Consider the following 25,708-nt stretch of genomic DNA (forward strand, 5'->3'; position numbering starts at 1 on the left):
GGGTGGCAGGCGAGTTCGTGACAGCGAGCATGGAGCGGTCGGTCCCAGTCGGACTAGGAGCGACCGCTCCACCTTCTTTGTTGACTAATTACTGGGTACCCTAGCTGATCGGGTACTCGAAGAAGGGACCGGTAAATGCTCCGCCTGTGTAGACCAGCGTGCCAGGGCCGGGCGGCAGATCAAGAACGACGCTTCCAGCGACTTTCTCAGCGGGACCCATTCCACCGCTGGGGAATGTCAACGCGTCGTCAATGCATGAGTATGTAGCGACACTGCCAAGGTTCCCGTTAAACGTGGTTCCGCTGGCGGCGATGAACTTGAAATCGTGACTGGTAATGCGGAAGTTGGGGTTGGTGTCATCGGCCAGATCCGGCGTTGTTTCCACTGTTAGGGCTACCGTGATCAGGCGGCCGTTGTCTGCCGGACGTGAATACGGCTGGGTGCACTGCACGTCGAGGATTGAGTCCACTGTGAACTTGGTTGTCACCTTCTTAGTGGACTGGTTACTGAAAGAACCGATGTCGCCAAGTTCGGCGATAAAGTTTCCCCGAATTGATTTAGCTTTACCTGTCGGCGTCGGCGTCGACTTCGGAGTAGTCACAGGAGCCGCTGTAGGGGCAGTAATCGGTGCATCGGAAGCCTCAGCGCTCTCCGATGGTGTGTTCTTGTTGACCGTCCCCCCGCAAGCGGTGAGGGTGAGCGCCGTCGCAAGGACCGCAGCGCCAATGAGTACCTTTTTCAATTGTGTCCCCTTTTGTACAGGAAGCCATCGACGTGCGGGCCTCCCTGAGTGATGCGATTGGAGTGTTCTCCGTACCCTGCCTTGTCGACGGCAGGGTGAGTCGAAGTCGGTTAGGACTCCTGGCGGCTCCTTCGAACGCCATTTGTTGTAGGTCACACCATATCCGTGGCCTCCGACAGAAATGGCCAAGTAGGTTCTAAACCCTTCTTTGTTACTTTTCGCCGACAAGCATTGCCCATTCCATAGCGCTTCACGAGCGTGATATTCGACAGGGTTAAGTAGGCATCGAGCCGCGCTTTTCCGTGTCTCAAAGAAATTGGGATTCGTCTGTGATTACAACTCGGGGGAATTCTCAACCCCACCCCGCGCCCTTCTAAGATCCTTCCGCAACCCACGGTTATCCGCCCGCAGCCCCCGATTATCGTCAGCCAACCCCCGGTTGTCCTCCGTTAGCCCCCGGTTCTCCGCTTCCAACTCCAGCACCAGTTTCACGCCGGCCAGGTTCAGCCCTTCGTCCAACAACACCCCGATCCTGCGTAGCGTCGCAAGGTCGCTTTCGCTGTATCGGCGAGTGCCGCCGTCGGTCCTTTCCGGGGTGAGCAGGCCTTTGCGCTCGTACTGCCTGATGTTCTGCTGCCCTGTACCAACGAGCTCAGCTGCCACCGAGATCGCGTAGACCCCGCGCGCGTCGCGGTCGTTAGCCGAACCCTCACCCGAGGTGCCGTCCGCACCAGAAGGAGCCAGGCCGCCGTCGTACTCTTCAGCGGCAGTCTCAACATCCGAAGCTGCCATCAAAGACCTCCAAAAATCTTCCCGAAAACTACTTGCATCAACTCTCTCATCGGTGCTATAAAAAATCTATACCAGCCAATACAGATCAAGTAGGACTGAGCAGGCTGGTACCTACAACAGAATCAGCATCAAGATCCAAAGGAGTGAGAACCACATGCTGATGCGCACTGACCCGTTCCGCGAATTCGACAGGCTCGCCCAACAGGTTTTTGGCACAACAGCACGCCCGGCCGGTATGCCGATGGATGCATGGCAGGAGGACGGACAATTTGTTGTTGCCTTCGATCTGCCCGGCGTAAGCCCTGATTCAGTTGACCTGGACGTCGAACGCAACGTGCTCACGGTCAAGGCCGAACGCAAGTCGCCCGCGGGAGAGAACACCGAAATGATCGCCGCCGAGCGCCCACAGGGCGTCTTCAGCCGGCAACTCATCCTCGGCGACACCCTGGATACCGACGGCGTCCAGGCCAGCTACGACGCCGGGGTGCTCACACTCCGCATCCCCGTCGCCGAGAAAGCAAAGCCGCGGCGCATCGAGATCCAGTCCACGGGGCAGAGGCAGGAAATCAACGCCTAATCCCTTCCGCCCTACCGGAAGGCTCACCCGGGGGTGGCCAACCGGCAGGGCGCCAGCCGGGAACAACGGAGGCGGCCGCATCGGAATAGTAGGGCGCAGGCCTCGCGCCACGTCACAGCGTTTCTTAGCGCACATGAAAGCGACCCCCGCCCGTCGTCTCCCGATTGATGGCCCCCGGTTCAGCCGGGGGCCGTCTCCAAATCCGCAGCAGGAACCGGAACCAGCAGTGAGCACCCAACCTGACCACTACGCCGCTCTTCACCTGTCGCCGGACGCGACGGCCCGCGAGATCAGCCGCGCCTACCGCACGCTGATCCGGACCCATCACCCGGACACGCGCCAAAAGGTCGACGACGGCGACACCACCTCCGCGGCCGACCTCCAGGAACTGCACGCCATCATGCAGGCGTACGTCGTTTTGTCGGACCCAGGGAAGCGGGCGGCATACGACAGTGCGCGGCTGAGTCCTGACGGTAAGGGCAGATCGGGCGGTACGGGCGGTACGGGCGGTACGCCTGTGAAGGTCCGGTTCCATCGACGCGAACCTTCCCCGGGACGAGAGTCTGCCGGCCGCGAAAGGGACCAGTCGCCGCTCGCGTTTGGGCCACCCCGCTGGGAACCTTCACCCCGCAGTATGAGATCACCGAGGAGTAATCCATGAGTGCTTGGCGTCCGTACGACGGTCACATCATTCCAGCGTTCTACGAGCGGTTCGAGAAACGCTGGGGGAGAGGGACGGCCCCGTTCCTGGACCCCGAAGTCCACGAACAACCCATGCCACGTGCTCAATGGATCAATCCGGACACCGGGGCTGCCGTCGCCGTGGTCCCGATCTGGACCGACGACCCCGAGCACCGCTCCTTCGGCGTCTTTTACCTCCCGCCGGCCGGGGATATTTGGATGCTCCGCCCAGGGCCAACGACGTTCATGGAACCGAGCGGGGGAGCCAGCGGGGAGCAGGTGACTCTCCGCAATGACGCCTTCAAGAAGGCCGTCAACCATGCCAAGGAGTTCATCTACGGGCCCCAGCTTTGATGGCCGGCGGGGTCGGCACGTAGTTAACGCCCGCCGTCGACCATTCCTGACACCCAAATTCCTGAGGGCCGTCGATGACCACCCGCGCCACCTGGATGTGAGCACCGGCAGCGAATATACGTGGCGCAGGTCGGATTGGGCGGCACGGGGATAACCAAAAAGAAGGCTGGTGCAGCCTCTTGAAAGAATCCCAAGGCGGCTGCACCAGCTGCTAGTACGACTTTCTGTTATGAGTTATGACACCTATCCATTGGCCGCTCCTAGTTCCCGGCTTCGATTGTTTCCGGGCCTTTCAAAGTCTGCGCAGGGCGGGCCGGAGCTGAGGAGGTCGTTGAGGGCTCCGTCCCGGGAGAACACCTCCAATTTTACGGCGGCCCATGGCAAAAAGCGCTGGAATTCCCTGTATTTCAGGGGTGCCTGCCGGGGGAGTGCTGCCTACCGTGGCACGATAGATCACGATGAAACTGCGCGCTGATCAGACCGGAAACCGTGGCCTCCCGATGCCCCTTTGGCTACAGGGTGGTTTGGAAGCGGCTCAGGCAGCGTTCATTTCAGCCATTGTCGTGATTCTTCCGCTGGTGGGAGTGTGGGCTACCGACGGATTCCAGAACCGGAACGTGGACGCCTTGGCGCGCCTGGCCGGCCAAGCATGGCTGCTGATCCACGGCGTCCCGCTGGAGCTGGCCCACGTCAACCTCGGTACTGCTGCCCAACCCGGTTCGGGATTACTGTCCCTCATCCCGCTTGGCCTGACACTCATTCCGTTCCTGCTCGCTTGGCGTGCCGGCCGTCGACTCGCCCGGGCGTCGTACACCGACCAACTGTGGCAGGCGTTCCTTGGCGCGTTCGTGGTGTACGCAGCATTCGGGACGGCCACGGGATTCGTGTGCCGCACCCCCGAAGTCGTCATTAACCTGTGGTTCGCCATGACCATCCCGCTGATCTCCTTCGGCCTCGGCATGATCGTGGGCGCCCGACGCGAAGCGGGCTCGTGGAGCCGACTGATCGGCGTCGACGCCGTCGCCTGGCTTGCCAAAACCAGTCAGCATTCCCGCTGGGCCGGCTCATATGTGGGCTCGGCGTTGAAGGCAGGCTTCGTAGCGGCGATGTCCTCCGTTTGTTTGGCCGCGCTGTTGCTGGCTGTGACCATCGTGTGGCATTGGACGGACATCATTGCCGTCTACGAAGGTCTGCAGGCGGGCGCCATGGGTGGTGCCGTGCTCACCATCGCGCAGCTCGGCTTCCTGCCAAACCTCGTCATTTTCGCCCTGTCCTGGTCCACCGGTGCAGGCTTCTCACTCGGCGTCGGTTCAACAGCGGGTCCGCTGGGTACCGCCGTCGGACCGCTTCCGGCGGTTCCGGTTCTTGGGGCACTTCCCGCGGGACAGCTCGACGCCGGTGCCATGGCCCTGGCGCTTCCCGTCGTCGCCGGCATCCTGGCGGGTTGGTGGTTCCTGCGTGAAGGCGAGAACCATTTCGACGAGTGGCTTTCCATCAAGATCAAAGCCCGCTGGTTCACGGCTACCGCCTCCACCCTGTTCCTGGGCGCGTTCATAGGCATCGTTGCAGGGCTTCTCGGCGGGGCCTTGGCATGGATCGCACGAGGTTCAGCAGGAATTGGACGGCTCACGGAAATCGGACCCCACCCGATGTGGACGGCAGTCTGGCTGGCCGCCGAAGTGGGCATCGGCGTCGTGATTGGCTACGCCGTGGGGCCGTGGCTGGAACGCCGCCAGAAGCTGCGCGAGGCCAACCTCGACGAAGTCGCTTACGACGACGAACACGCCTGAGCGGGTTCGCTCAAGCAACCCTGGGCTAGCGCAGCGGCCCCGGCATCGAGTCCTCCAGCTGTGTCAGGCACTGCGTCTTGGCGGATTCCGTCAGCGCCGTGCGTGAGCAGTCCTGGTACGTGCTGACCTGGTTGAAGAAGAGCACGGATGTCAGGATCAGCAAGCACATGACGGCCGTGACAACCAGGCCCGAAATCGTCCCGAACAGCATCAGTTTTGGGTGCTTGTGCTTCAACGTCCGCACCAGGACTACGATGCCCAACACCAACGCTGCGAGCGTGAGGATGGCGCTCAACCACACGTAGTTCACGTTCAGTGAGAACACGAAGAACGCGCCCAAAGCCGCCAAAAGGAAAGCACGGAAGAGGTTCTGGCTCACGCCGAGGGCGGACTTTTCGGCCTCGGAGCGGGGTTGTTGGCTCGGCTTGGAACCGACGTCGGGATTCATGTTTTCCAGCCTACGCGAGCCGCCCATAAGCTAGTGCAATGCGCATTGTTGTCCTCGTCTCCGGTACCGGTTCAAATCTCCAGGCTGTCATCGACGCCGTGAAGTCGGGTGAACTGGACGTCGAGATCGCGGCTGTGGGCGCCGACCGGCCCGATACGTACGGCGTAGAGCGCTCCGACGAGGCTGGTATTGAGACGTTCGTGGTCAACTTCAACTCGTTTGAAACCCGCGCCGAATGGGATTCAGCCTTGCGCGACAAAGTCCTGTCCTACAAGCCGGATGTGGTGGTTTCCTCCGGTTTCATGAGGATCGTGAGCGCCGACTTCATCGACGCTTTCGGCGGCAAGTACGTCAACACCCACCCCGCGCTGCTGCCATCGTTCCCGGGCGCCCACGGAGTGCGCGACGCCATCGCATACGGCGTCAAAGTCACGGGCTGCACAGTGCATTGGGCCGACGCCGGCGTGGACACCGGCCCCATCATCGCGCAGGAAGCCGTTGCCATCCTGCCCGAGGACTCCGAAGAATCCCTGCACGAGCGCATCAAGGTAGTGGAGCGCCGCCTGCTGGTCCAGACCCTGGCGGACCTCGCCGCCGCCCCTAAGTAGCGGACCGCACCCAACTAAGTAGCACTTCGGGCCGTTTTGAGGGCTCAAAACGGCCTGATCTGCGACCTACTTCGGCCGTTGCTGTAGGGGCCTGTGGATAACGCCGCGGCGGGCGCCGGATTTTGTCAGCATGGGGCATGAAGATCCCTCGCCCTTTACCGGAAACCTTGTCATCAATGCCGTTTACGCTGCAGCAAGCGCTCGACGCCGGCGTCTCCCGACGGCGGTTGAAGCACGGGAGTCTGGACTCGCCGACCAGAGGAATTCGAACGCCTCGCGAGGTCGATGATGTGACTCTCTCTGACAGCGTCCGACCACTAACTCTGGTCACACCATTTTCGGCAGCCTCACACGCGACGGCGTTCCTCTTGTGGGATTTTCCCGGGTTTCTGCCTAATAGCCATGAGCCAGGCATACACATCTCGCGCCCTCACGCCATGGCGATCCCTCGTCGACGAGGTGTGGTTGGCCATCGGGGACAGTTCTTCGACGATGAGATCACGACGATCAACGGCTTGTACATCACCAGCAGACCCCGAACATGGCTGGACTGCGCGCGGAAGATGGACATTGACGAGATCACCGTCGTGGCCGATCATTTGCTTCGCATTCCAAGGCCGGAATTCGAGGGACGCAGTGCCCCCTACTGCACCATGGATGACCTGGAGGAAATGCTCGACCGCCACTGGGGGACACCGGGAATCCGCAAGGCCCGCCTCGCTTTGGAACAGGCCTGCGTAGGTGCCGACTCCGCCCCCGAAACGCGATTGAGGCTCGCGCTCAAGTGGGCCGGGATGCCCACAGCGGAAGTCAATGTGCCCACTGAGTTGAGTGCCGGCGTCGTACGTCAATCGGATCTTGCTTACCGCGAGTGGCGTGTGGCGGTGGAGTACGAAGGTGAGGGGCACTCGGATCCGGAGCAGATTGTCCGCGACATTGCCCGCGAAGAGGACTTCAGCCGCGCAGGTTGGATCTTGGTGCGAATCTCAAAGCGTCACATGCGCAATGACGCGAGGTCCGCCGTGGCCAAGGTCCGCAGGGTGCTCGAACAACGTGGCTGGGCACCCAAGTAGGTCGCAGTTCAGGCCGTTTTGAGGCTCCAAAACGGCCTGAACTGCGACTCAGTTGGGTTAGGAGAGTTCGCGCTGCTTTGTCTCCGGAGCGAAGAACGCCATCCACAGAACGGACAGCAGCACCAGGCCACCAGCCATCGCGAACGACTGCGCCAAGCCGAACTCCGGCCAGAAGAACGAGGCAAACACCAAGGGGCCGAAGCCCGCACCGATGCGCGAGAACGTCGAAGCCCAGCCGAAGCCCGAGCCGCGGAGCTCGGTCGGGTACAGCTCGGATACATACGCATAGAGCACAGGAATGGCCACCTGCACCACGAAGCCGAACACCAGGAGCCAGAACACAGCGGCCGACGGCACATCCACCACGATCGCGACGATCACCAGCGTCAGCGCGGACAACGGACCAGTGATGGCGAGGATCCACTTGCGGCCCACGCGCTCCACCAGCAGCGCTGCAACAATGACGCCCAAAAGTCCGACGGCGGCCATGCTCGCCGTGGTGACGAACGCCTTGTATTCCTCGAATCCGGCGCCGATGAGAATCCGGGGCATCCACGTCAGCGACAAGTAGTAAACCAACAGGACGCTGAAGAACAAAGCCCAGGCCGCCGTCGTTATTTTCCAGTTGAACTGCCAAATCCGCCGGAGCTGCGTCCACGCGCTGCCGGGGGAGAGACGCGGCGCGGCCTGTGGTTCGGGCAGGCTGTAAGCGCGCGGCTCTGCACCGGTTGCTTCAACCAAACCATCAATCACCGCAGCCGCCTCAGCACGTCGGCCCGCCCGAATCAGGAACAACGGCGACTCGGGAACCGAACGCCGAACCCAGAAAACGAGCAGCGCCGGCAGCACCATAATCAGCATGGTGAGCCGCCAGTCGCCAAAGGCCGCAACCAGCCCCGCCGAGACGAAACCGCAGAGCGCAGCGCCGATCGGCCACCAACCATCCATGGCCGTGAGCACCTTGCCCCTTTGCTTCCGGGGCGTGAACTCACCCACCAGGGCATAGTCCACAGGAATGCAGCCGCCCAAGCCGAAGCCAGCCATGAAGCGGAAGACGCAGAACCACACGATGTCAGGGGAGAACGCACCCAGAACTGTGAAGATGCTGAAAATGAGGAGGGTGGCAGTGAACGCCTTTTTACGGCCGATGGTGTCCGCGATGGTGCCCCACGCGAACGCACCCACAGCCATGCCGATCAAGTTGGCAGTGCCGATCCACGCGGCGTCAGCCGGTTGCAGCGACCAGTGCTTGGACAGCAGCGGAATCAGGATGCCGTTGAGCGTGACATCCCAGGCGTCGAACATGAATCCGAGCCCGCCGATCAGGAAAATCCGTCCTTGGACCTTCCACCGCCATGGCAGTTCCTGCACAACTTGTTCGCCGCTGGGCACGGCTGTGTATGTATTCATTTGCCCTCCTGCATGCAACTTTATGCGCTTGGGCTAACACCGCCGACCGCGTTACTTCTGGTTCTCGATGGCCCTCCGCAGGAAACCGCCGGCTTCTTCCAATGCGCCCTTGGCCTGACCAGCCTCGATGCCCGTCAGGAGGACCAAAATGGCTGCCTTCACGGAACCGCCAACGGAGTCCAGAGCTGCGGCGGCTTCCCGGGCGGACACGCCGGTGGCGTGCTGGACCGTCCTTTGCGAGCGGGCAAGCAGCTTCTCGTTCGTGGCCCGCAGATCCACCATGAGGTTCCCGTAGGTCTTGCCCAGCTTCACCATCACCAACGTGCTGATCATGTTGAGGACGAGTTTCTGAGCCGTGCCCGAGTTCAGCCTGGTGGAGCCCGCGATGAACTCCGGACCCACAACAACCTCGATCGCGGCATCCGCCAGGTGGCTAACGGCCGAGCCCTTGTTGCACGCCAGCGACGCCGTAAACGCGCCCCGCTTCCGCGCTTCTTCCAGCGCGCCGATCACGTAGGGCGTCCGGCCCGAGGCCGTAATACCCACGACGGCGTCGGCTTCGGTCACGTTGATGTCGTGCAGGTCGTGCGCACCGGCAGTCGCGTTGTCCTCGGCATACTCAACCGGTTTCTGGATCGCCTGCACTCCGCCCGCAATAAGTCCGACGACGAGTCCAGGCGGAGTGCCGAACGTCGGCGGACATTCGCTCGCGTCGAGCACACCCAGTCGTCCGGCCGTTCCGGCTCCCACATACAAAAGACGGCCACCGCGCTGAAGCCGCTCCGCAACGGCGTCGACGGTTTGAACAATGGCGGGACTCGCAGCCTCAACAGCAGCGTGTACTCCTGCACTGTGCGCAAGCATCGCCGCAACCAGTTCCTGGGTGCCTAGGATGTCCAGGTTCTCCAAACCCTCGGCCGTGGCCTCGGTCTGCAATCCGGCCAGTTCCGCACGCAGGCCCGCAAGTTTGTCGGCGTTAGTCGGGCCAGTTTGTTCCGTCACGGTGGATGTACCTTTCCTGGATGAGCCCGCGGCGCGTCGCAGCGAGGGCAGCACCGTCCAAACCATCGCCCAGCGGTGCAACCACCTCAATCCCAGCCGAAGCGAGGGACTTCCGCAAGAGCGCCGCGAAGAAGTCCGAACCCACCACTCCGCCCAGCAACGCCACACGGGCTGTGCTGCCGTTGTCGCCGCCGGATGCGAGCCCCACGGTACGGGTCAGGATGCGGCAAGCCTCACCGATAATGCCATGTGCGACGGCGTCACCCGCCTCCGCTGCGTGCAGAACCAGTGGCGCGAAACGGGCCATCGCCCGGTAGGGGTTCTCGTTGGCGGCGAGCCACCCCGGGAGCATGTCCGGTGACTCCACCAGAGCGCCGGCTGCAGCTGACAACGACGTAGCCGGGCCGCCGTCGTGCGCTTCAAGAACTGCCTGAAGACCCTGCTGGCCAATCCATCGTCCGCTGCCACGATCACCCAGATAGGGCCCCCAGCCGTCGGCCCGGTGCAGGACGCCGGCTTCGTCGAAGCGGAAGGCCACGGCACCCGTGCCCACGATGAGCGTAGTGCCGGGGGAGCCTTGGAGAGCTCCGATTTGGGCGGCCGTCGCATCTGAGAGGACCGCTGCAGGAACCGAGAACCTTCGGGACAACATGGTGGCCAGTTCCTGGGACTTCTCCGCGGACGCTTCGACGCCGGCAACTGCGGCGCCAACGCTGGTGATCGCGCTGAGGGGAAGCCCGGGTGGCAGCAGGCTCACGGTTTCAAGGAGGAGCTCGAACGCGAGGGCGGGCCCGTTGTCCACGTGAACCCCGGGGAAGCCATGCTGGTCGGCGGCGCCCAGCAACTCCGTGCCGCTGCGCAACTCCACGCGGCAACGGCTCTTCCCTACATCGGCAACAAGAACGACCTCGGTGGCTTCCATGGATCAACCCTATGTTGCGGGGCCTGCTCTGCGCGGTAAACCCGGGAAATGGGGCGCAGAGCGGGCCTCGCAACGCCTGGACCCTGCGTTGTGAGGCCAGTTCTGCTGGGTATTGGGTGTGCTTTGCGTGCAGAGCGGGCCTCGCAAGTTCTGTGGAGGAATAGTCGTAGCGTCCTTCAGGGGCCAAATCTGTGGATAACGCAACGCTGCTGGCCGTTTCCGGCAAGCATGGTCCAATGCGGAAACCTATGCCTTTGCCGTCGGAGATCAACCCGGAAGGCTTCCTTGTCAGCGACGCCTACGCGGCGGGCGTGCCACGCGGGAGGCTTCAATCGGCAGGCCTCATCACGCCCAGCCGGGGAATCCGGCTTGACCGGAGCGATAGCCCCAACGTGGCGCTACTTGCACGGCTGCACACGGCCGTCACTCCCCGTTGTGCGGTCAGCCATGTGACCGCTGCGCTCCTCTGGTCGATCCCTCTTCCGATATATCTCGAGGAGGAGGGCAACAACGGCGTTATTCACGTGACGCGACGACACGAGATCGGGCGGGTCAAACGTCGCGGCGTGGTCGGGCATCGAGCTCCGTTGCTGGCCCGAGACGTTCGTGCAGTGAACGGGGTGCAACTGACGTCGCCCGAGTGGACCTGGATGGATTTGGCCCGGCACATGGGGCGGTCTTCGCTCGTGGCGGCCGGCGACTTTCTGTTGGCTCGGGAGAATCCGCTGTCTTCGATCGAGGCAATCCAGGAAGTCATTGACCGGCGGCCGAAGGTCAAGGGAATCAGGATGGCCCGGGAGATACTGCCGTTGCTGCGCGTCGGGGTGGACTCTCCTCAGGAATCCCGGCTGCGGTTGAAAATCGTCGACGCCGGGCTGCCGGAGCCAGCGGTCACGCAGCCCGTCTTCGATGAACAAGGCAGGTACGTATCCACGCCGGACCTCCAATACAAGGAATACAAAATTGCCATGGAGTATGAGGGGGATCATCATCGATCCGACCCAGTGCAGTGGGGTAAGGACATCGAACGCGACGATCGGCTTCGAGCAATGGGGTGGATCGTGCTGAAGTTCTCGGATGTTCAGATGAAAGGCGGATGGGCAAACGCCGAACGTAAGGTGCGCGATGCGTTGGTGTCGCGCGGGTGGCGCGGGCCGGCGTCGTAAGGGGGTGGGTTTGTGGGGCCTGGTGTGCAGGGTATGGGGCTGGTTTTGGGTGCAGAGCGGGCCTCGCAACGGAGGGGGTGGGTTTGTGGGGCCTGGTGTGCAGGGTATTGGGCTTGCTATGGGTGCTGAGTGGGCCCCGCAACGGAGGGGGTGGGTTTGTGGGGCCTGATGTGCAGGGTATTGGGCTTGCTATGGGTGCAGAGCGGGCCTCGCAACGCAGGGGGTGCCAAGACGCAAAACGGGACCAACCACGAAACACGATAAACTCTCCCTATCCCCACCACCCGCTAAACCACCCGCGACATCTACGCGAACTAAGACGGAGACTTTTGTGAGCTTGACGCAGCTTGACCGTGTTCCCATCCGCCGTGCACTGATCTCGGTTTACGACAAGACGGGACTGGAGGAGCTCGCGAAGGGCCTGCATGCAGCGGGCGTCGCCATTGTTTCCACCGGCTCCACCGCCAAGAAGATCGCCGCCGCAGGCATCCCGGTCAAGGAAGTCGAAGAAGTCACCGGCTCCCCGGAAATGCTGGATGGCCGCGTCAAGACCCTGCACCCGCGCGTGCACGGCGGCATCCTGGCTGACCGTCGCGTCCCGGCGCACATGGACACCCTCGCGGGCATGGAGATCGAGACCTTCGACCTCGTTGTGGTGAACCTTTACCCGTTCGTCGAGACCGTGAAGTCCGGCGCAGCGCAGGATGACGTCGTTGAGCAGATCGACATCGGAGGCCCCGCGATGGTGCGTTCGGCCGCGAAGAACCACGCCGCCGTCGCCATTGTCACGGACCCGAACTTCTACGGCGCAGTAGTCGACGCCGCAGCACACGGGGGTTTCGACCTGAACACCCGTCGCCGCCTGGCTGCCAAGGCCTTCGCGCACACGGCCAGCTACGACACCGCTGTTGCGACGTGGACTGCCAGCCAGTTCCTGGACGAAGACGGCGACGGCATCATCGACTGGCCCGCCTACGCAGGCCTGTCCTTGGAACGCTCCGAGGTCCTCCGCTACGGCGAAAACCCGCACCAGCAGGCCGCGCTCTACGTGGACAAGGCTGCTCCGGCCGGCATCGCCCAGGCTGACCAGTTGCACGGCAAGGCCATGAGCTACAACAACTTCGTCGACGCCGATGCTGCCCTCCGCGCTGCCTTCGACTTCGCTGAGCCCGCTGTCGCGATCATCAAGCACGCCAACCCGTGTGGTGTCGCTGTTGGTTCCGCCGACGCTGCGGACCCGATCGCCGACGCCCACGCCAAGGCCCACGCCTGCGACCCCGTCTCCGCTTTCGGTGGCGTCATCGCTGCGAACCGCACGGTCACGGCCGGCATGGCCCGCACGGTTGCCGACATCTTCACCGAGGTTGTCATTGCCCCGGACTTCGAGCCCGAAGCCGTGGAGATCCTCTCCAAGAAGAAGAACATCCGCCTCCTCGCCCTGCCCGAGGGCTACGGCCGCTACCCCTCCGAGATGCGCCAGGTTTCCGGTGGCGTCCTGGTCCAGATGAGCGACAAGGTAGACGCCGACGGCGACAACCCCGCCAACTGGACCCTCGCTGCCGGCGAAGCCGCCGACGAAGCAACGCTCGCGGACCTCGCCTTCGCCTGGACTGCCTGCCGCGCTGCGAAGTCCAACGCCATCCTGATCGCCAACCACGGTGCAGCCGTGGGCATCGGCATGGGCCAGGTCAACCGCCTGGACTCCTGCCGCCTGGCCGTCGAGCGCGCCAACACGCTGGGCGTGACGGTGGAGTCCGACGTCGAAGGTGCCGGCGGTGCGTCCAACACCAGCGGTGGCGACGCACCTGAGCGCGCGCGCGGTGCCGTTGCATCCTCGGACGCGTTCTTCCCGTTCGCTGATGGGCTGCAGATCCTGATCGACGCCGGTGTCCGCGCCGTCGTCCAGCCGGGCGGATCCGTCCGCGACGAGGAAGTCATCGCCGCGGCCAACGCCGCCGGCATCACGATGTACTTCACGGGCGCACGCCACTTCTTCCACTAGAAGTTCATAGCCAAACCCAACGCAACGGCGGCCGCCCCCGGTAGGGGACGGCCGCCGTCGTGTTTAACAGGGACTTGCTACAACGGTTACGAAGCCGCCGCGGTGGTGTAGGTGGACTGGATGACGGTGCCCCAGTACGGGCCGTACATGGTGCTGGAGTTGCTGCCGTATCCGTAGCTGTTCACGGAGTTCTGGTAGCCGGTGGAGCTGGTGCCGATGAACCACGGGCCGCCCGAGGATCCACCGGTCATGTTGCAGGGGATTCCCTGGCTGTTGAACTGCGGGTTGTAGGGATCGTTGGTGGCCTTGCCGGAGCAGCTCTTGAGCGATTCACCGTTGAAGGGCGAGCCTGCCGGGTAGCCGAAGGCCTTGTAGCTCAGGCCGCGGGCTGCGTTGAACTGGACGCCGGAGGAACCTACGACGTCGGCGAGGCGCTGGCCGTTGAGGGTGTTCATGACGGCGAACGCGGTGTCGTACTGCATGTTGCCGTTGGAAGCCCACTGCGTGGGGGCGTACAGCGCCTTTGCCGTCCACTTCCCGTAGGGTGCAGCACCGTTGAGGTAGGCGGGAACGAAGACGAAGTTGGTGGCGTAGGCGCCCGGGCCTTCGTTGAGGCAGTGCCCGGCGGTGGACACGGTGCTCTTGTTGGTTGCGGTGACGGAGTTGCCTGAGCAGACGTAGTTGGAGCCGCCCAGGGTGAAGAAGATCTTGCCGATGTGCTTGACCGGCGTCTCGCTCTGGTTCACTTTGCGGTCGATGGTCTTGGAATCGGGTGCTGCCTGCTGGCCTGCGATGCTGCTGGGGGCGCCCGGGGCTTCAGTGACCGGGGCTTTGCCGAGGTTGAGGAGCTTGCCGCGTTCCAGTGCTTTGGCGGCAAGGATTTCGCCGGACTTGGCATTCTTCATGCGTTCCGGCGTCCAGTAGTCTGCAGCGCCGGCGTCCGACACTACATGGCTGCTGACCGCAGCGCCGCTGGAGTCTGTGGTGTTTACCGGAGCCGCATTTGCGCTGGTGGTTCCAACCAGCGCCAGGATTGCGGCAGCGGACAGACTCAGCAGGCTTGTGGCCAGGGTCTTGGATTTTGTCACGTTGTTCCTACCTATCGAGGGAGTGAGGCGGTCAGTGATGGCGACCGCCGACTGACGGAATTGAAGGTATCGAACGTATGACAAGTTTGTAAAGAGATGTTTCATAGTTTGTGATAATTTGCTGTCACTTCCAGTTGAGGCTAGGTGGGCCATGCTTGCGCGCCCGGATTCCGAAGGCAGAAGCAGCGTTCGACGACGGCGGGCAGCTGCGGCGGCCGGGCCGCCGTCGGGCGTTGGTCCCTGTTGTGAGCGGTAACGGAGAGAGTGATCCCGGACACGAAGGGCCGTCAAAACGGTCTACTCGGGTAAGTTAGAGATGTTGAAATCTGCAGACTTTCAGGGAGAACCCCGCCAATGGCCAAGATTATCTATACCCACACAGACGAAGCGCCGATGCTGGCAACTTACTCATTCCTGCCGATCGTTGAAGCGTATGCCTCGACCGCAGGGGTAGAGGTGGAGACCCGCGATATTTCGCTGGCCGGCCGCATCATCGCCGTCTTCGGTGATTTCCTGACAGAAGAACAGCGCACGGGCAACGCACTTGCTGAGCTTGGTGAACTGGCAAAGCAGCCGGAAGCCAACATCATCAAGCTGCCCAACATCAGCGCCTCCGTGCCGCAGCTCAAGGCTGCCATCGCCGAGCTCCAGGCCCAGGGCTACGCCCTCCCGGACTACCCGGACAACCCCTCCTCGGACACCGAGACGGACATCCGCTCGCGCTACGACAAGATCAAGGGCTCCGCTGTGAACCCGGTGCTGCGTGAGGGCAACTCGGATCGCCGCGCACCCCTGTCGGTGAAGAACTACGCCCGCCAGAACCCGCACTCCATGGGTGCCTGGACTGCTGAGTCCAAGACCAACGTTGCCACCATGGGCGAGAACGACTTCCGCTCCAACGAGAAGTCCGTTGTCCTGAAGGCTGACGATTCCCTGACCATCCAGCTGGTGCGCGAAGACGGCACCACCAAGGTCCTGAAGAAGGACTTCCCTGTCCTGGCCGGCGAAGTCGTGGACGCTACCGTCCTCCGCGCCGACGCCCTGGACGAGTTCCTCAAGGCACAGGTTGCCCGGGCCAAGGAAGAGGGCATCCTCTTCTCCGCACACCTGAAGGCCACCATGATGAAGGTCTCGGACCCCATCATTTTCGGCCACGTGGTCAAGGCTTACTTCTCCGAGCTGTTCGACACCTATGGCAAGCAGCTCGCGGCCGCAGGCATCAGCCCCAACAACGGCCTCGCAGCCATCCTCAGCGGCTTGGAAGACCTGCCCGAGGACGTCCGTGAAGGCGTCAAGGCGGCCATCACCAAGGGCCTCGAAGACGGCCCGGCGCTGGCCATGGTCGATTCTGACAAGGGCATCACCAGCCTGCACGTCCCGTCGGACATCATCGTTGACGCCTCCATGCCTGCCATGATCCGTTCCTCCGGCCACATGTGGGGCCCGGACGGCAAGGAAGCCGACACCCTGGCTGTTATCCCGGACAGCTCCTACGCCGGGATCTACCAGGTTGTGCTGGACGACTGCCGCACCAACGGTGCGTTCGATCCCACTACCATGGGCACTGTCCCCAACGTTGGCCTCATGGCGCAGGCAGCCGAAGAATACGGCAGCCACGACAAGACCTTCGAGATCCAGGCAGCGGGCACCGTCCAGCTCGTGGACAGCAAGGGCAACGTCCTCACCGAGCACCAGGTCTTCCCCGGTGACATCTGGCGCGCATGCCAGACCAAGGACGTCCCGGTCCGCGACTGGGTCAAGCTGGGCGTCACCCGTGCCCGCGCTTCCCAGACCCCGGCTGTGTTCTGGCTGGACGAGACCCGCGCACACGACGCCAACCTCATCGCCAAGGTCAACGAGTACCTCAAGGAACACGACACCAAGGGCCTGGAAATCAAGATCCTTTCCCCCGTTGAGGCCACGGCCTTCACCCTGGAGCGCATCCGCAAGGGCGAGGACACCATCTCCGTCACGGGTAACGTCCTCCGCGATTACCTCACGGACCTGTTCCCGATCCTCGAGCTCGGCACCAGCGCCAAGATGCTCTCGATCGTTCCGCTGATCAACGGTGGCGGCCTGTTCGAGACCGGTGCCGGTGGCTCCGCTCCCAAGCACGTCCAGCAGCTGGTCAAGGAAAACCACCTCCGCTGGGACAGCCTCGGCGAGTTCCTCGCCCTGGCCGTGAGCTTCGAGCACCTTGCCACCACCACGGGTAACGCCCGCGCACAGGTCCTGGCTGACACGCTGGACCGCGCCACGGGTACGTTCCTGCTGGAGAACAAGTCCCCGCGCCGCAGCGTCGGCGAGCTGGACAACCGCGGAAGCCACTTCTACCTGGCCACGTACTGGGCCCAGGAACTGGCCAAGCAGACCGAGGATGCCGAGTTGGCCAAGGACTTCGCGGCAATCGCCGAAGCCCTGACCTCCAACGAAGAGGCAATCGTCGGCGAGCTTGCCGCAGTCCAGGGTCCCGGCGTCGACCTTGGCGGTTACTACCGTCCGGACGCTGCCAAGGCCGCTGAGATCATGCGCCCGTCGGCTACGTTCAACAAGGTCCTCGCGACCCTGAAGTAGTCCTGGCATAACGCAACTGGCCCGCAGGCATTGCCTGCGGGCCAGTTGCTTTTAAGCGAGGATTCAGCGTTCCGCGTGGAACCGCTCAGGTGCCACACCGCCGTCGACGATGTCTTTCAGCACCCGGCCAATGGCGGGCGTGAACTTGAAACCGTGACCCGAGAAACCAGCGCCCACCACCAGCGGACCGAAATGGTCCAGGACAAAGTCCTCGTTGGGCGTGGTGGTGTAGGTGCAGCTGATGGGAACCGCGGTGGAAGGGTCGACGCCGGGAAGCCACTCTTCTGCGTACCGCACCAAAGCTTCCATCTGGTGGGGGATGGGCTCGAACGTGCGCTCGTCCGGATCCATGACCGGGCCGACTCCGTGCCAGCCCGCCTTGACGCCTTCGCCGGGGGTGAGCATCCCGTAGACGGGGCTGTACCAGTACTCGTAGGCTTCGTTGTTCGGGTCGGGGTCCGGGCTGTGGTTGAAGCTCGGCCACACCAGCGTGTTATCCCTGGGCGTGAAGTGGGCCGGCTGCTCCTGGGTCACCACCAAGGGCGGAAGATCCGTGAGCTTGCCGATGAGTTTCGGAGTCCAAGCACCGGCGGTGACCACCACGCGGCTGGCCGTGTACTCCGTTTCCTCCGTTACCACCACCGCTGATTCGCCGCCCGTGACACGGATGTCCTTGACCGGCGTCGAGTATTTGAAAACGGCACCGTGGGCTTCAGCTGATTTCCGTAGTGCCGTCAGGGCGTCAGCCGCACGGATCCGGCCCGAGCCCGGCACGAAGAGGACATCGGTGGCGAAGTTCATCCCGAGCCATCGGTTAGCGGCTTCGTCGGGGGAGATGAAGTAGCTTTCGATGCCCCGGGCCTCGTGGGCTTCCCGGACCTCGTGCAGGCGGGGGACGTTTCCGTGGTTCACGAGGCCCACCATGTCCAGAAGCGGTGCCCCGTGCTCGGCTGCCAGCTCGTCCCACAGGATCTTGGACTCGGCGAGGAGGTCCAGATAATCGGCCTCGGCGTAGGCGGTGTTGAAGTTGCGTGTGGCGCCGTGCGAAGCGCCGATGTGGTGGCCGGCCTCAAATTGCTCCAACAGGACCACTGAGCGACCCGCCCGGGCCAGTTGCCAGGCGGCCGCCGATCCCATGGCTCCTCCGCCAACAACTACAACGTCAACCTGCATGCCTGCTCCATCCACCGTGGCCCTCTTGAAAAACATGACCCCCGAAAGAGGGACACCTCCCATTCTGCCCCCACTCACCCAACTGAGTGACAGCAATCGTCGCTATGAGGGCTCATTGGAGCGTTTGCTGTTGCTCAGTTGGGTCGGCTACGGGCGTTAGGCGGCCAGGCGCCTGCGGATCCACGCGGAGAACTGGTCCACCACGATGATCAGCACCAGCACAATGAGAATGTGCGTGAGCATGGAGTCGAACTGGAATGACTTGATGGACTGGTTGATCAGCAGGCCGATGCCGCCGGCGCCCACCAGGCCAAGGACCAGCGAGGACCGCACGTTGACGTCGAAGCGGTAAAGCAGCAGGCCCACGAACTGCGGAACCACCATGGGCAGCGTTGCGTTGGCTACCTGCTGGATCCGGTTGGCTCCTGCGGTCCGGAGTGCTTCCTGGGGGCCGGCGTCGATTTCCTCCATGGACTCCGCCCACAGCTTTCCCATAACACCGGTGTTGTGGCAGATCAGTGCGAGCACGCCCGCGAACGGACCAAGCCCGACGGCGGTGACGAAGATCAGTGCGAACACGATGTCCGGCACAGCCCGGAAGAAGGACAGGATGGCTCGGGCAGCTTGGTAAACGAGCCGGTGCGGGCTGGTGTTCTCCGCAGCCAGCGCAGCGAGCAACAGAGCGAACGGCACCGACAACGTGGTTCCCAAGAGCCCGATCCAGAGGGTCACCAGCGTGGCTTCCAACCCGGGCCGGAGGGTCTTTTCCCAGCTGAGGTCCGGCGGGAAGGCGTCGCCGATGAACGCAGCCATGCCTTTCCAGCCATCCATTAAAAGCTCGGGTTTGAAGTCTGTCCCCTCGATGGCCACGGCGTGAAGTCCGACGACGACGGCCGCCACTGCCGCCGTCGTGATCCACCGCAGCGGCTTCTTCGGGCGGACCAGTGCCACTCGGGTTTTGCTTGGGGAGTCCCGGCGCGGCACTGCCGGGGTCAAGGTGTGGGGCGTCATGCTGCCTGGGTCCTGTCTGAAACGATCGTGTCTGAAACGATCCTGTCCGGGGCGTACAAGGTGTCGAGGTGCTCCGCCGTGATCTCGGTGGAGGGGAGGTCTAAGGTCATGGAGCCCCGGAGCAGGCCGATGGACCTGTCCGCGTACCGCAGTGCGAGATCGGGTTGGTGCAGCACGGCGGCCACGGCCAGCCCTTCGGAATGCGCGAGTTCACGCAGCAGCGCCATGACCTGCTCGGCGGCGTGCGGATCCAGGGCGGACACGGGCTCGTCGGCGAGTACGACGTCGGCCCGCTGGCACAGTGCCCGGGCTACGGCGACGCGCTGCTGCTGTCCGCCGGACAAACGGCCGACACGGTCGAAAGCACGGTCGGCCAGGCCAACCCGGTCCAGGCAGTCGAGGGCTTCCTGCTGAACGTCGGCCGGGAACAGCAACGGACTGAGTGACCGGACAGTGGGGATCCGCGACAGGGCGCCGGCGCAGACGTTATCCAAGGCGGTACGGCGGGGGACCAAATGGATCTTCTGGAAGATCATGGCCATCCGCTGGCGCGCCTGCTGCAACTCACGGCCCTGCAGGGAATCCAGCGCGGTCCCGGAAATGCTGATGCTGCCGGAATCCGGGGAAGTGATGCCCATGACGCAGCGCAGCGTGGTGGACTTGCCGGAGCCGTTGGCGCCCAGGAAGGCCACCAGCTCACCGGCTGCAACTGAGAAGTCGACACCCTCCAGGACGGTCCGCCCGTTGAAGGACTTACGCAAACCCTGGACAGAAAGGAGCATTACAGATCCTTCTCGGTGAGGCCCATGGTCTCGGCGAGCTCAAACAAGGGCTTGTAGTTATCCTTGGTGACCTCAAGCAACGGGCCCGGAGGGGTGACGTCCAGGAACTCGCCTACTTTGGCTACATCGGCGGGATCAAGGCTCAGGAACGCGTCCTTCACGGCGGCCTTGAACGCAGGATCGGCGTCACCGCGGACGGTGATGGGGTCATTGGGGATGGGGTTCGACGTCCACACCTGGCGGAAGTTGTCCGCAGTGAACGTGCCTGCGGCGATGGCTGTGGCCAGCGTCTGGGAGTTGATCTGGGCTGCGTCCACTTTTCCGTTGGTGAGCGCCAGCAGTGCTTCAGGATGACCGCCGGTGTAGTCCATCTTGATGTCGGCATCGGCGATTCCGGCTTCACGGAGGCCGAAACGGGGCAGTACGTCGCCCGAGGTTGAGCCGACGCTGCCCAGGGCGAGGGACTTGCCCCTCAGGTCACCAATGGCCTGGATGGGGCTGTCCTTGGGAACCCAGATCCCCGCGGTGTAGGTGCTGAGTTCCTTCTCGGCAGTGCCAAAGGAAACCAGCGGCTCGGCGCCGGCCTTGGCGTCCGCGAACACGTAGCCCAGGGGACCGAACTGGCCCAGGTCCAGCTTGCCGTTGCGCATGGCCAGGACCTCGGCCGCATAATCTTCAACCACCTGGACGCTGACCGGGCATTCAAGCTTCTTGGACAGGGCGGCCGCCAGGACATCGTAGGCCGGCTTCAACTTGGCGGGGTCCTCGTAGGGTTCGATGCCGAACTTGATCTCGCCGTTGGGGCAGGTGGCCTTGGTGGCTTCGGGGGAGGACTGTGCCGAGCCGCCGCAGGCAGTGAGCGCCAGAACGGTGGCGAGGGCAAGCGCGGAACCGGTGAGGAGCGTGGTTTTCATGGGGATCCTTATGCGAAGGGGATTGAGAGGGGAGAACGGATATCAAAGATGAATCACTACAGGCGGGAAACGTTGCGGTGCGCCAGGCCGAAGGACAGCGTCATGCCGACGCCGGAGGTCACAGACACCACGGTGACGCCGGGCTGGACCTCGCGGACCAGGATCGGTGCCACCTCGGAGGACGCATAGATGCCCTGCCAGCGCTGGATGATCTCCAGTGGTTCGCCGATCCGGCCGGTGATTTCAGAGTTGAGTGTGTCGGTCACGGATTCGTCCAGGAACGGATCGGCCGTGCGGTGGTAGTGGTGTGAGTCGCCCAGGATGATGGTGCCGTCGGGGCGTTGGGTGAACATGACGTTGGCGCCGATCTCCAGCAGTTCCGGCTGCTTCTCAAGTACTTCGGAGTGCAGGGCTGCAGCAGCGGGCATGTCCGTGAAAGCCGGGTACCGGAGCATCGATGTCGCAGTGAGAACCGCTGGCGCGAACTCGACGCCGGCAGGCTTGGCCGCCAGCGACATCTGCAAGGCGCACCGCTGGATCCGGTGTTCCTCGGCAAGGTCCGGAAACAGGTAATCGACGTCGTGGCCAACACAGACAAAGACCTGCTTCGCGCGGAGCTCGCCGCGCGACGTCTGGACAGTCACGCCCTCAGAACTCTGGTTGAAGTCCAGCGCGGCCGTGTTCCAATGAAGTTCGACGCCGGGTTGCTGGCTTAACCACTCGGCCAACTTTGCGACTGTTGTACGGGGATCTACTCGGAGGTCGTCCCGGAGGAAGGCGCCGCCCACCAGGCCGGGCCATTTTCCGCCTGAAGTACCGCCGTCGTCGTGCGGTTCTTCTGCCACGGAAGCTGACGAGCCCAGGCGGGCCCGCGTCTCCGCAGGGGAGAGCAGTTCTACCTGTCCCGGCTCCCGCACGGCGGAGAGTTCGCGGAGGACGTTCATCTCAGCTTCGGTGCGGGCGAGAACCATGGCGCCGGCCTCGGCCGCCCAGAACCCGGCGCGCTCTGAAAACTCGAGCCAGTACTTCCGCGAGGTCTGCGCAAGTTCATACAGTTCGCCGGCTTGGGCCGTGATGCAGCAGTGGCCGAAGTTGCGTACAGAAGCGCCGGCCGCATGATGGTCGCGCTCGATGATAGTGACGGTCAGGCCGTTGGCGACAGCGTGAGCGGCGTGGGCCAGTCCCACAATTCCAGCACCAACAATGACGACGTCGGTGGCCTGGCTCGCTCTGCTGTTGAAACGTGCGGGGGAGGTGCTTGGGTTGTTCACACCATTGAGACTGGCGGCTGATTGAAGGGGAATCAAGCCAGATCGGCACTTGTATATACAAGTTAACCTGATTTTAACTTCTGTTCACTTGAGTTCACATCAAATTCATCTAAAGCCTCTCAAAACCGGTGTTTTTATTGGACCGGACTTGTATTATCAACTTGTGAGCACACAGCAGAACGCACCCCTCCACGTCCGTCTCAGCGAGGAATTCATGCGCCGGATCACTGACGGCGACTGGCCGCCGGGCTTCCAGCTACCCAGCGAGGCGGAGCTGTGCCGCGAGTTCGGAACGTCGCGTGGACCCATCCGTCAAGCGCTCGCATTCCTTCGTTCGGAAGGAGCAGTGACCGGCGGCCGAGGCCGGCCTCCCATGGTTCGCTCGTCTGTGCCGTCGCAGTCCTTTTCCACGTTCAACTCTTTCACTGAATGGGCCAGCGGGATCGGAAAAAAGCCCGGCCAACGAACCCTTGAAGTGGCCAGGCGCGAAGCCAGCCCGGAAGCGGCGGAGGCACTTGGTTTGATGTCCGGGACCACCGTGGTGGAGGTCCTGCGCGTCCGCTACCTGGATGACGCTCCGGCCATGATCGAGCGCACCACGTTCATTCTGGATGTGGGCCGGAAACTGTTCGACTTCGATACCGATTCCGGGTCCATTTTTGCGTTCCTCAAGGAACAAGGCGTAGACCTGCACAGCGCCCGCCACACCATCGACGCCGTCGCCGCCAGTGACGAGGACGCCGAACTTTTGGAGCAACCCGAAGGTATTCCGCTCCTGCGCGAACGCCGCATCACCCGTTCCTCCGACGGACAGCCCCTCGAATACTCCGAAGACCGATACCTGCCGGCACTCACAAACTTCACCATCGACAACACCGTGGAACGCCGGGCCGCCCTGGTCCGCATCCACACCGAAGGAGCCACCCCATGATCAACCTAGTTGCCTGCGATATGGCCGGAACCACCATCGACGAACACGGCGACGTCTACGTAGCGCTGGCCCGCTGCGTTGAAGAAACCGGCGTGACCACCACGCCCGAAGCTGTGCAGGAGTGGATGGGCGCCGACAAAGTTGAGGCCATCACGGCGCTGATTGAAGCCGGGGGAGGAGTGGCCACGCCGGAAGTAGTGGCTGCCGCTTTCAAGCGCTTCAAGGAATTGCTCGTCGAGTTCTACGACGCCAACCCGCCGGTTGCGCTCGAAGGCGTGGAAGACGCGTTCCGCGCTCTCCGCCGCCAGGGCATCAAGGTGGCCCTGACAACCGGCTTCTCGCGCGACGTGGCCGAGCCTCTCCTGGAGCGGTTGGGTTGGAGCGTCGACGACGATAACCTGTTGGACGCCGTCGTATGCTCCGACGAAGTAGCCGCCGGCCGTCCGGCACCGCACATGATTCACCGGGCTATGGAGCTGGCCGGCGTGCAGGATGTCCGCGCCGTGATCGCTGCCGGCGATACCGTGAACGACCTCGCCGCTGCCATCAACGCCGGCGTCACCGCCGTGGGTGTCCTGACCGGCAAGCTGGACCGCGACACCTTGGCTGCGCACCCGCACCACCACATCCTGGACGGCGTGAAGGACATCCCGGCGCTGCTGTCGTAGCGGACCGCGGGTTGGCGGCAGGCCGGTTGGCGGCAGGCCCGCAGGCATGGAAGATTGGAACCCGTGAAATTCCTGCACCCGTCTCCCACGTCCTCTGCCCGCGGCGTCACCATCCTGCGAGTGGTGTTCGGTGCGCTCCTGATGGTGCACGGCTTCCAGAAGTTCATGGCCGGGCATGCTGCGTTCGCCGCGTCGGTGGCGGCCATGGGCGTGCAGAAGCCGGAGATCGTGGCGTGGCTTGTGATCGCCGGTGAACTGGGCCTCGGCCTGCTCCTGGTCATCGGCGCCCTCACCAGGGTGGCCGGATTCCTGGCGGCGATCCTGTTCGCCGGGATCTGGTTCGTGACCGAAGCGGGCAAACCACTGCTCACTGACAAGTCCGGTGTCAACGCCGAACTCCTGATCATTTACGTCGCCATCTCCATCGCGTTCGTGTTTCTGGGGCCCGGCGCTCTGTCCCTGGACCGCAAGCTGGCAAGGCAACCGGCCCGCCACGGGCGTTAATACAGCTGAGTTAACTCACGACGGCGGCACTGGCTTTTCGTTGTGAGGCCTCCTCTGCGGGGTATCCTTGGGTTTTGCGGCGCACAGTGGGCCTCGCAACGAAGCCGCGAGTGCTCAATTCACCCGTAGGCCAGTTCACCGGGCGTCGTTGGGGTACCGGATCCCCAACTGCGACCGCACCCCGTCGAAGAGGCGCATAACGTTTATCGAGTCTTCCAGCGGCATGACCGGGCTCTCGGTGAGGCCTTGCTGGATGCAGCGGGTTACTTCCCGGAGTTCGTAGGTGTAGCCGGTGCCCACAACGTCAAAGTGCTCGCGGCGGGGTTCGTCCCACCCGATCCGGGTCATCAGCTCACGGGGGTTGTTCACGGAGCCCACCGTCTGCAGGAACCCGAGCCCGCCGGCCACCGTTGCGGTTCGGGGGCCGTGGGCCATCAACGACGACGTCAACTGCGCCTGCGCACCAGTGTCGTAGCCCAGGGTCAGGGCGTTCTGGCTGTCCACGCCGTCGTCGTTGAGCGTGCCGATTGCAGTGACCGACTGCGGGAAGCCCAGCGTTCCCAGCGCCCAGAGCAGTGGGTAGACAGTGATGTCCAGGAGCGCCCCGCCGCCGTCATTGAGGGCCCAAATTCGTGCAGCGGGATCGTAGGGTGCCGGGAAGCCGAGGTCTGCGCTGACCCACTGGATCTGTCCGAGCTCCCCGGAGGCCGCGATCTCGAACGCTCGCTGCATGCTCGGCAGAAAGCGGCTCCACACGGCTTCCATGAAGAACACGTTCTGCTCCCGGGCCAGTTTCACCAGCTCGCTGGCTTCGCGGGCGTTAATGGTGAGGGCTTTCTCGCACAGGACATGCTTACCGGCCCGCAAAGCGGCGGCTGCAATCTGGAAGTGCTGGGCATGCGGCGTAGCAACGTAGACCACGTCCACGGCGGGATCGTCGAACAAGCGCTGGTAGCCGGGTACGTCGCCGTCGTCCCCGTAGCCGTCGTCCCCGTAGCCCTTGGCGAAGCCGAGAGTATGGGCGAATGCATCCGCGGCAGCCTGGGTGCGGGAGCTCACTGCGTACAGCTCCGCATCCTCAAGCAATGCCAGGTCCCGGGAAACACTGTTGGCGATGTTGCCTGTAGACACTACTCCCCACCGCAAGGGTTGCCCGGTTGCTGCGCGGGGATCCTGATTGGTTTGGTTGGAAAGCCACGGCACGGCGATAGGAAGTGTCATGCCG

General features: G+C 63.4%; 25 protein-coding genes. 12 read left to right on the forward strand and 13 right to left on the reverse strand.

The features are described from left to right. Nucleotides 1–100: 100 nt before the first annotated feature. Both KCX59_RS06385 and KCX59_RS06390 read right to left on the reverse strand, forming a co-directional pair. Nucleotides 101–742, reverse strand: coding sequence for a hypothetical protein (locus tag KCX59_RS06385; RefSeq protein ID WP_179019339.1), 642 nt, complete (start codon nucleotides 740–742; stop codon nucleotides 101–103). Nucleotides 743–1,075: 333 nt separating this feature from the next. Then, entirely contained in the window at nucleotides 1,076–1,534 is a 459-nt protein-coding gene (locus tag KCX59_RS06390) for a MerR family transcriptional regulator (RefSeq protein ID WP_179019337.1), read from the reverse strand. Nucleotides 1,535–1,688: 154 nt separating this feature from the next. Between KCX59_RS06390 and KCX59_RS06395 the strand changes: the two genes are divergently transcribed. The 4 genes from KCX59_RS06395 (at nucleotide 1,689) to KCX59_RS06410 (ending at nucleotide 4,936) form a co-directional block, all read left to right on the forward strand. Beyond that, complete coding sequence (locus KCX59_RS06395; RefSeq protein WP_179019335.1) at nucleotides 1,689–2,111, forward strand: Hsp20/alpha crystallin family protein; 423 nt, start codon at nucleotides 1,689–1,691, stop codon at nucleotides 2,109–2,111. Between the two features lie 226 nt (nucleotides 2,112–2,337). Further along, complete coding sequence (locus tag KCX59_RS06400; RefSeq protein ID WP_370629236.1) at nucleotides 2,338–2,772, forward strand: J domain-containing protein; 435 nt, start codon at nucleotides 2,338–2,340, stop codon at nucleotides 2,770–2,772. Next, nucleotides 2,769–3,146, forward strand: a complete 378-nt coding sequence (locus tag KCX59_RS06405; protein WP_179019331.1) for a hypothetical protein — start codon at nucleotides 2,769–2,771, stop codon at nucleotides 3,144–3,146. The genes KCX59_RS06400 and KCX59_RS06405 overlap by 4 nt, the downstream gene beginning before the upstream one ends. 458 nt (nucleotides 3,147–3,604) lie before the next feature. Next, nucleotides 3,605–4,936, forward strand: a complete 1,332-nt coding sequence (locus tag KCX59_RS06410) for a cell division protein PerM (RefSeq protein ID WP_179019329.1) — start codon at nucleotides 3,605–3,607, stop codon at nucleotides 4,934–4,936. A 25-nt stretch (nucleotides 4,937–4,961) separates the two neighbouring features. Here the strand turns inward: KCX59_RS06410 and KCX59_RS06415 are convergent, their stop codons facing one another. Continuing rightward, a complete protein-coding gene (locus tag KCX59_RS06415; RefSeq protein ID WP_091465976.1) occupies nucleotides 4,962–5,411 on the reverse strand; it encodes a hypothetical protein in 450 nt (149 codons plus the stop codon). A gap of 11 nt (nucleotides 5,412–5,422) precedes the next feature. Between KCX59_RS06415 and purN the strand changes: the two genes are divergently transcribed. Together purN and KCX59_RS06425 are read left to right on the forward strand one after the other, a co-directional pair. Further along, nucleotides 5,423–5,992 (forward strand): phosphoribosylglycinamide formyltransferase, encoded by a 570-nt coding sequence (gene purN / locus KCX59_RS06420; protein WP_179019327.1) that lies wholly within the window; start codon nucleotides 5,423–5,425, stop codon nucleotides 5,990–5,992. 437 nt (nucleotides 5,993–6,429) lie between these two features. Continuing rightward, nucleotides 6,430–7,065 carry an endonuclease domain-containing protein gene (locus tag KCX59_RS06425; RefSeq protein WP_256871588.1) on the forward strand — a complete coding sequence of 212 codons (636 nt, stop codon included), beginning with the start codon at nucleotides 6,430–6,432 and terminating at the stop codon, nucleotides 7,063–7,065. Between the two features lie 57 nt (nucleotides 7,066–7,122). Here the strand turns inward: KCX59_RS06425 and KCX59_RS06430 are convergent, their stop codons facing one another. The 3 genes from KCX59_RS06430 to KCX59_RS06440 are packed head-to-tail and all read right to left on the reverse strand — an operon-like array spanning nucleotide 7,123 to nucleotide 10,399. Next, nucleotides 7,123–8,475, reverse strand: coding sequence for an MFS transporter (locus KCX59_RS06430; RefSeq protein ID WP_179019324.1), 1,353 nt, complete (start codon nucleotides 8,473–8,475; stop codon nucleotides 7,123–7,125). A 51-nt stretch (nucleotides 8,476–8,526) separates the two neighbouring features. Further along, the gene (gene murQ / locus KCX59_RS06435) at nucleotides 8,527–9,477 is read right to left on the reverse strand and encodes an N-acetylmuramic acid 6-phosphate etherase (RefSeq protein ID WP_179019322.1); all 951 of its coding nucleotides are present in this window, start codon (nucleotides 9,475–9,477) and stop codon (nucleotides 8,527–8,529) included. After that, nucleotides 9,452–10,399 (reverse strand): N-acetylglucosamine kinase, encoded by a 948-nt coding sequence (locus KCX59_RS06440; protein ID WP_179019320.1) that lies wholly within the window; start codon nucleotides 10,397–10,399, stop codon nucleotides 9,452–9,454. The genes murQ and KCX59_RS06440 overlap by 26 nt, the downstream gene beginning before the upstream one ends. 191 nt (nucleotides 10,400–10,590) lie before the next feature. Between KCX59_RS06440 and KCX59_RS06445 the strand changes: the two genes are divergently transcribed. Next, complete coding sequence (locus KCX59_RS06445) at nucleotides 10,591–11,565, forward strand: endonuclease domain-containing protein (RefSeq protein ID WP_179019318.1); 975 nt, start codon at nucleotides 10,591–10,593, stop codon at nucleotides 11,563–11,565. Between the two features lie 331 nt (nucleotides 11,566–11,896). Beyond that, the gene (gene purH, locus KCX59_RS06450) at nucleotides 11,897–13,567 is read left to right on the forward strand and encodes a bifunctional phosphoribosylaminoimidazolecarboxamide formyltransferase/IMP cyclohydrolase (protein WP_178997758.1); all 1,671 of its coding nucleotides are present in this window, start codon (nucleotides 11,897–11,899) and stop codon (nucleotides 13,565–13,567) included. 86 nt (nucleotides 13,568–13,653) lie between these two features. Here purH and KCX59_RS06455 read toward each other — a convergent pair whose 3' ends face one another. Next, entirely contained in the window at nucleotides 13,654–14,760 is a 1,107-nt protein-coding gene (locus KCX59_RS06455) for a trypsin-like serine peptidase (RefSeq protein ID WP_179019316.1), read from the reverse strand. A 249-nt stretch (nucleotides 14,761–15,009) separates the two neighbouring features. Between KCX59_RS06455 and KCX59_RS06460 the strand changes: the two genes are divergently transcribed. Next, nucleotides 15,010–17,229 carry an NADP-dependent isocitrate dehydrogenase gene (locus KCX59_RS06460; protein ID WP_179019314.1) on the forward strand — a complete coding sequence of 740 codons (2,220 nt, stop codon included), beginning with the start codon at nucleotides 15,010–15,012 and terminating at the stop codon, nucleotides 17,227–17,229. 63 nt (nucleotides 17,230–17,292) lie between these two features. Here KCX59_RS06460 and KCX59_RS06465 read toward each other — a convergent pair whose 3' ends face one another. The 5 genes from KCX59_RS06465 to KCX59_RS06485 all read right to left on the reverse strand — a co-directional run bounded on the left by KCX59_RS06465 (nucleotide 17,293) and on the right by KCX59_RS06485 (nucleotide 22,380). Then, nucleotides 17,293–18,402, reverse strand: coding sequence for an FAD-dependent oxidoreductase (locus KCX59_RS06465; RefSeq protein WP_179019312.1), 1,110 nt, complete (start codon nucleotides 18,400–18,402; stop codon nucleotides 17,293–17,295). A gap of 156 nt (nucleotides 18,403–18,558) precedes the next feature. After that, nucleotides 18,559–19,413: a phosphonate ABC transporter, permease protein PhnE gene (gene phnE / locus KCX59_RS06470; RefSeq protein ID WP_179019310.1), complete on the reverse strand. Its 855-nt coding sequence runs from the start codon at nucleotides 19,411–19,413 to the stop codon at nucleotides 18,559–18,561. Beyond that, nucleotides 19,410–20,195: a phosphonate ABC transporter ATP-binding protein gene (locus KCX59_RS06475; RefSeq protein ID WP_179019308.1), complete on the reverse strand. Its 786-nt coding sequence runs from the start codon at nucleotides 20,193–20,195 to the stop codon at nucleotides 19,410–19,412. Before KCX59_RS06475 ends, phnE begins: the two co-directional genes overlap by 4 nt. Then, nucleotides 20,195–21,109, reverse strand: coding sequence for a phosphate/phosphite/phosphonate ABC transporter substrate-binding protein (locus KCX59_RS06480; RefSeq protein WP_179019306.1), 915 nt, complete (start codon nucleotides 21,107–21,109; stop codon nucleotides 20,195–20,197). Before KCX59_RS06480 ends, KCX59_RS06475 begins: the two co-directional genes overlap by 1 nt. 56 nt (nucleotides 21,110–21,165) lie before the next feature. Then, entirely contained in the window at nucleotides 21,166–22,380 is a 1,215-nt protein-coding gene (locus tag KCX59_RS06485; RefSeq protein WP_179019304.1) for a TIGR03364 family FAD-dependent oxidoreductase, read from the reverse strand. 163 nt (nucleotides 22,381–22,543) lie between these two features. Here KCX59_RS06485 and KCX59_RS06490 point away from each other — a divergent pair, with 163 nt between their 5' ends. The 3 genes from KCX59_RS06490 to KCX59_RS06500 all read left to right on the forward strand — a co-directional run bounded on the left by KCX59_RS06490 (nucleotide 22,544) and on the right by KCX59_RS06500 (nucleotide 24,483). Further along, entirely contained in the window at nucleotides 22,544–23,311 is a 768-nt protein-coding gene (locus KCX59_RS06490) for a GntR family transcriptional regulator (RefSeq protein ID WP_179019302.1), read from the forward strand. Next, nucleotides 23,308–23,979, forward strand: a complete 672-nt coding sequence (locus KCX59_RS06495; protein WP_179019300.1) for a phosphonatase-like hydrolase — start codon at nucleotides 23,308–23,310, stop codon at nucleotides 23,977–23,979. Before KCX59_RS06490 ends, KCX59_RS06495 begins: the two co-directional genes overlap by 4 nt. Nucleotides 23,980–24,042: 63 nt before the next feature. Continuing rightward, complete coding sequence (locus KCX59_RS06500; RefSeq protein ID WP_178997773.1) at nucleotides 24,043–24,483, forward strand: DoxX family protein; 441 nt, start codon at nucleotides 24,043–24,045, stop codon at nucleotides 24,481–24,483. A gap of 135 nt (nucleotides 24,484–24,618) precedes the next feature. On the opposite strand, the gene KCX59_RS06505 is transcribed toward KCX59_RS06500, so the two are convergent. Further along, a complete protein-coding gene (locus KCX59_RS06505; RefSeq protein WP_179019298.1) occupies nucleotides 24,619–25,704 on the reverse strand; it encodes a Gfo/Idh/MocA family protein in 1,086 nt (361 codons plus the stop codon). Nucleotides 25,705–25,708: the final 4 nt, after the last annotated feature.

It is taken from the genome of Paenarthrobacter nitroguajacolicus, from assembly GCF_051027655.1.
GTDB lineage: Bacteria > Actinomycetota > Actinomycetes > Actinomycetales > Micrococcaceae > Arthrobacter > Arthrobacter nitroguajacolicus.

Excerpts from the sequence above, each read along its gene's own strand:
- KCX59_RS06475 (WP_179019308.1), bottom strand. The coding sequence starts at position 20,195 with ATGCTCCTTTCTGTCCAGGGTTTGCGTAAGTCCTTCAACGGGCGGACC.
- KCX59_RS06480 (WP_179019306.1), bottom strand. The coding sequence starts at position 21,109 with ATGAAAACCACGCTCCTCACCGGTTCCGCGCTTGCCCTCGCCACCGTT.
- KCX59_RS06395 (WP_179019335.1), top strand. The coding sequence starts at position 1,689 with ATGCTGATGCGCACTGACCCGTTCCGCGAATTCGACAGGCTCGCCCAA.
- KCX59_RS06410 (WP_179019329.1), top strand. The coding sequence starts at position 3,605 with ATGAAACTGCGCGCTGATCAGACCGGAAACCGTGGCCTCCCGATGCCC.
- phnE (WP_179019310.1), bottom strand. The coding sequence starts at position 19,413 with ATGACGCCCCACACCTTGACCCCGGCAGTGCCGCGCCGGGACTCCCCA.
- KCX59_RS06455 (WP_179019316.1), bottom strand. The coding sequence starts at position 14,760 with ATGAAACATCTCTTTACAAACTTGTCATACGTTCGATACCTTCAATTC.
- KCX59_RS06390 (WP_179019337.1), bottom strand. The coding sequence starts at position 1,534 with ATGGCAGCTTCGGATGTTGAGACTGCCGCTGAAGAGTACGACGGCGGC.
- KCX59_RS06495 (WP_179019300.1), top strand. The coding sequence starts at position 23,308 with ATGATCAACCTAGTTGCCTGCGATATGGCCGGAACCACCATCGACGAA.
- KCX59_RS06415 (WP_091465976.1), bottom strand. The coding sequence starts at position 5,411 with ATGGGCGGCTCGCGTAGGCTGGAAAACATGAATCCCGACGTCGGTTCC.
- KCX59_RS06425 (WP_256871588.1), top strand. The coding sequence starts at position 6,430 with ATGGCGATCCCTCGTCGACGAGGTGTGGTTGGCCATCGGGGACAGTTC.
- KCX59_RS06460 (WP_179019314.1), top strand. The coding sequence starts at position 15,010 with ATGGCCAAGATTATCTATACCCACACAGACGAAGCGCCGATGCTGGCA.
- KCX59_RS06505 (WP_179019298.1), bottom strand. The coding sequence starts at position 25,704 with ATGACACTTCCTATCGCCGTGCCGTGGCTTTCCAACCAAACCAATCAG.
- purN (WP_179019327.1), top strand. The coding sequence starts at position 5,423 with ATGCGCATTGTTGTCCTCGTCTCCGGTACCGGTTCAAATCTCCAGGCT.
- KCX59_RS06465 (WP_179019312.1), bottom strand. The coding sequence starts at position 18,402 with ATGCAGGTTGACGTTGTAGTTGTTGGCGGAGGAGCCATGGGATCGGCG.
- KCX59_RS06440 (WP_179019320.1), bottom strand. The coding sequence starts at position 10,399 with ATGGAAGCCACCGAGGTCGTTCTTGTTGCCGATGTAGGGAAGAGCCGT.
- KCX59_RS06405 (WP_179019331.1), top strand. The coding sequence starts at position 2,769 with ATGAGTGCTTGGCGTCCGTACGACGGTCACATCATTCCAGCGTTCTAC.
- KCX59_RS06430 (WP_179019324.1), bottom strand. The coding sequence starts at position 8,475 with ATGAATACATACACAGCCGTGCCCAGCGGCGAACAAGTTGTGCAGGAA.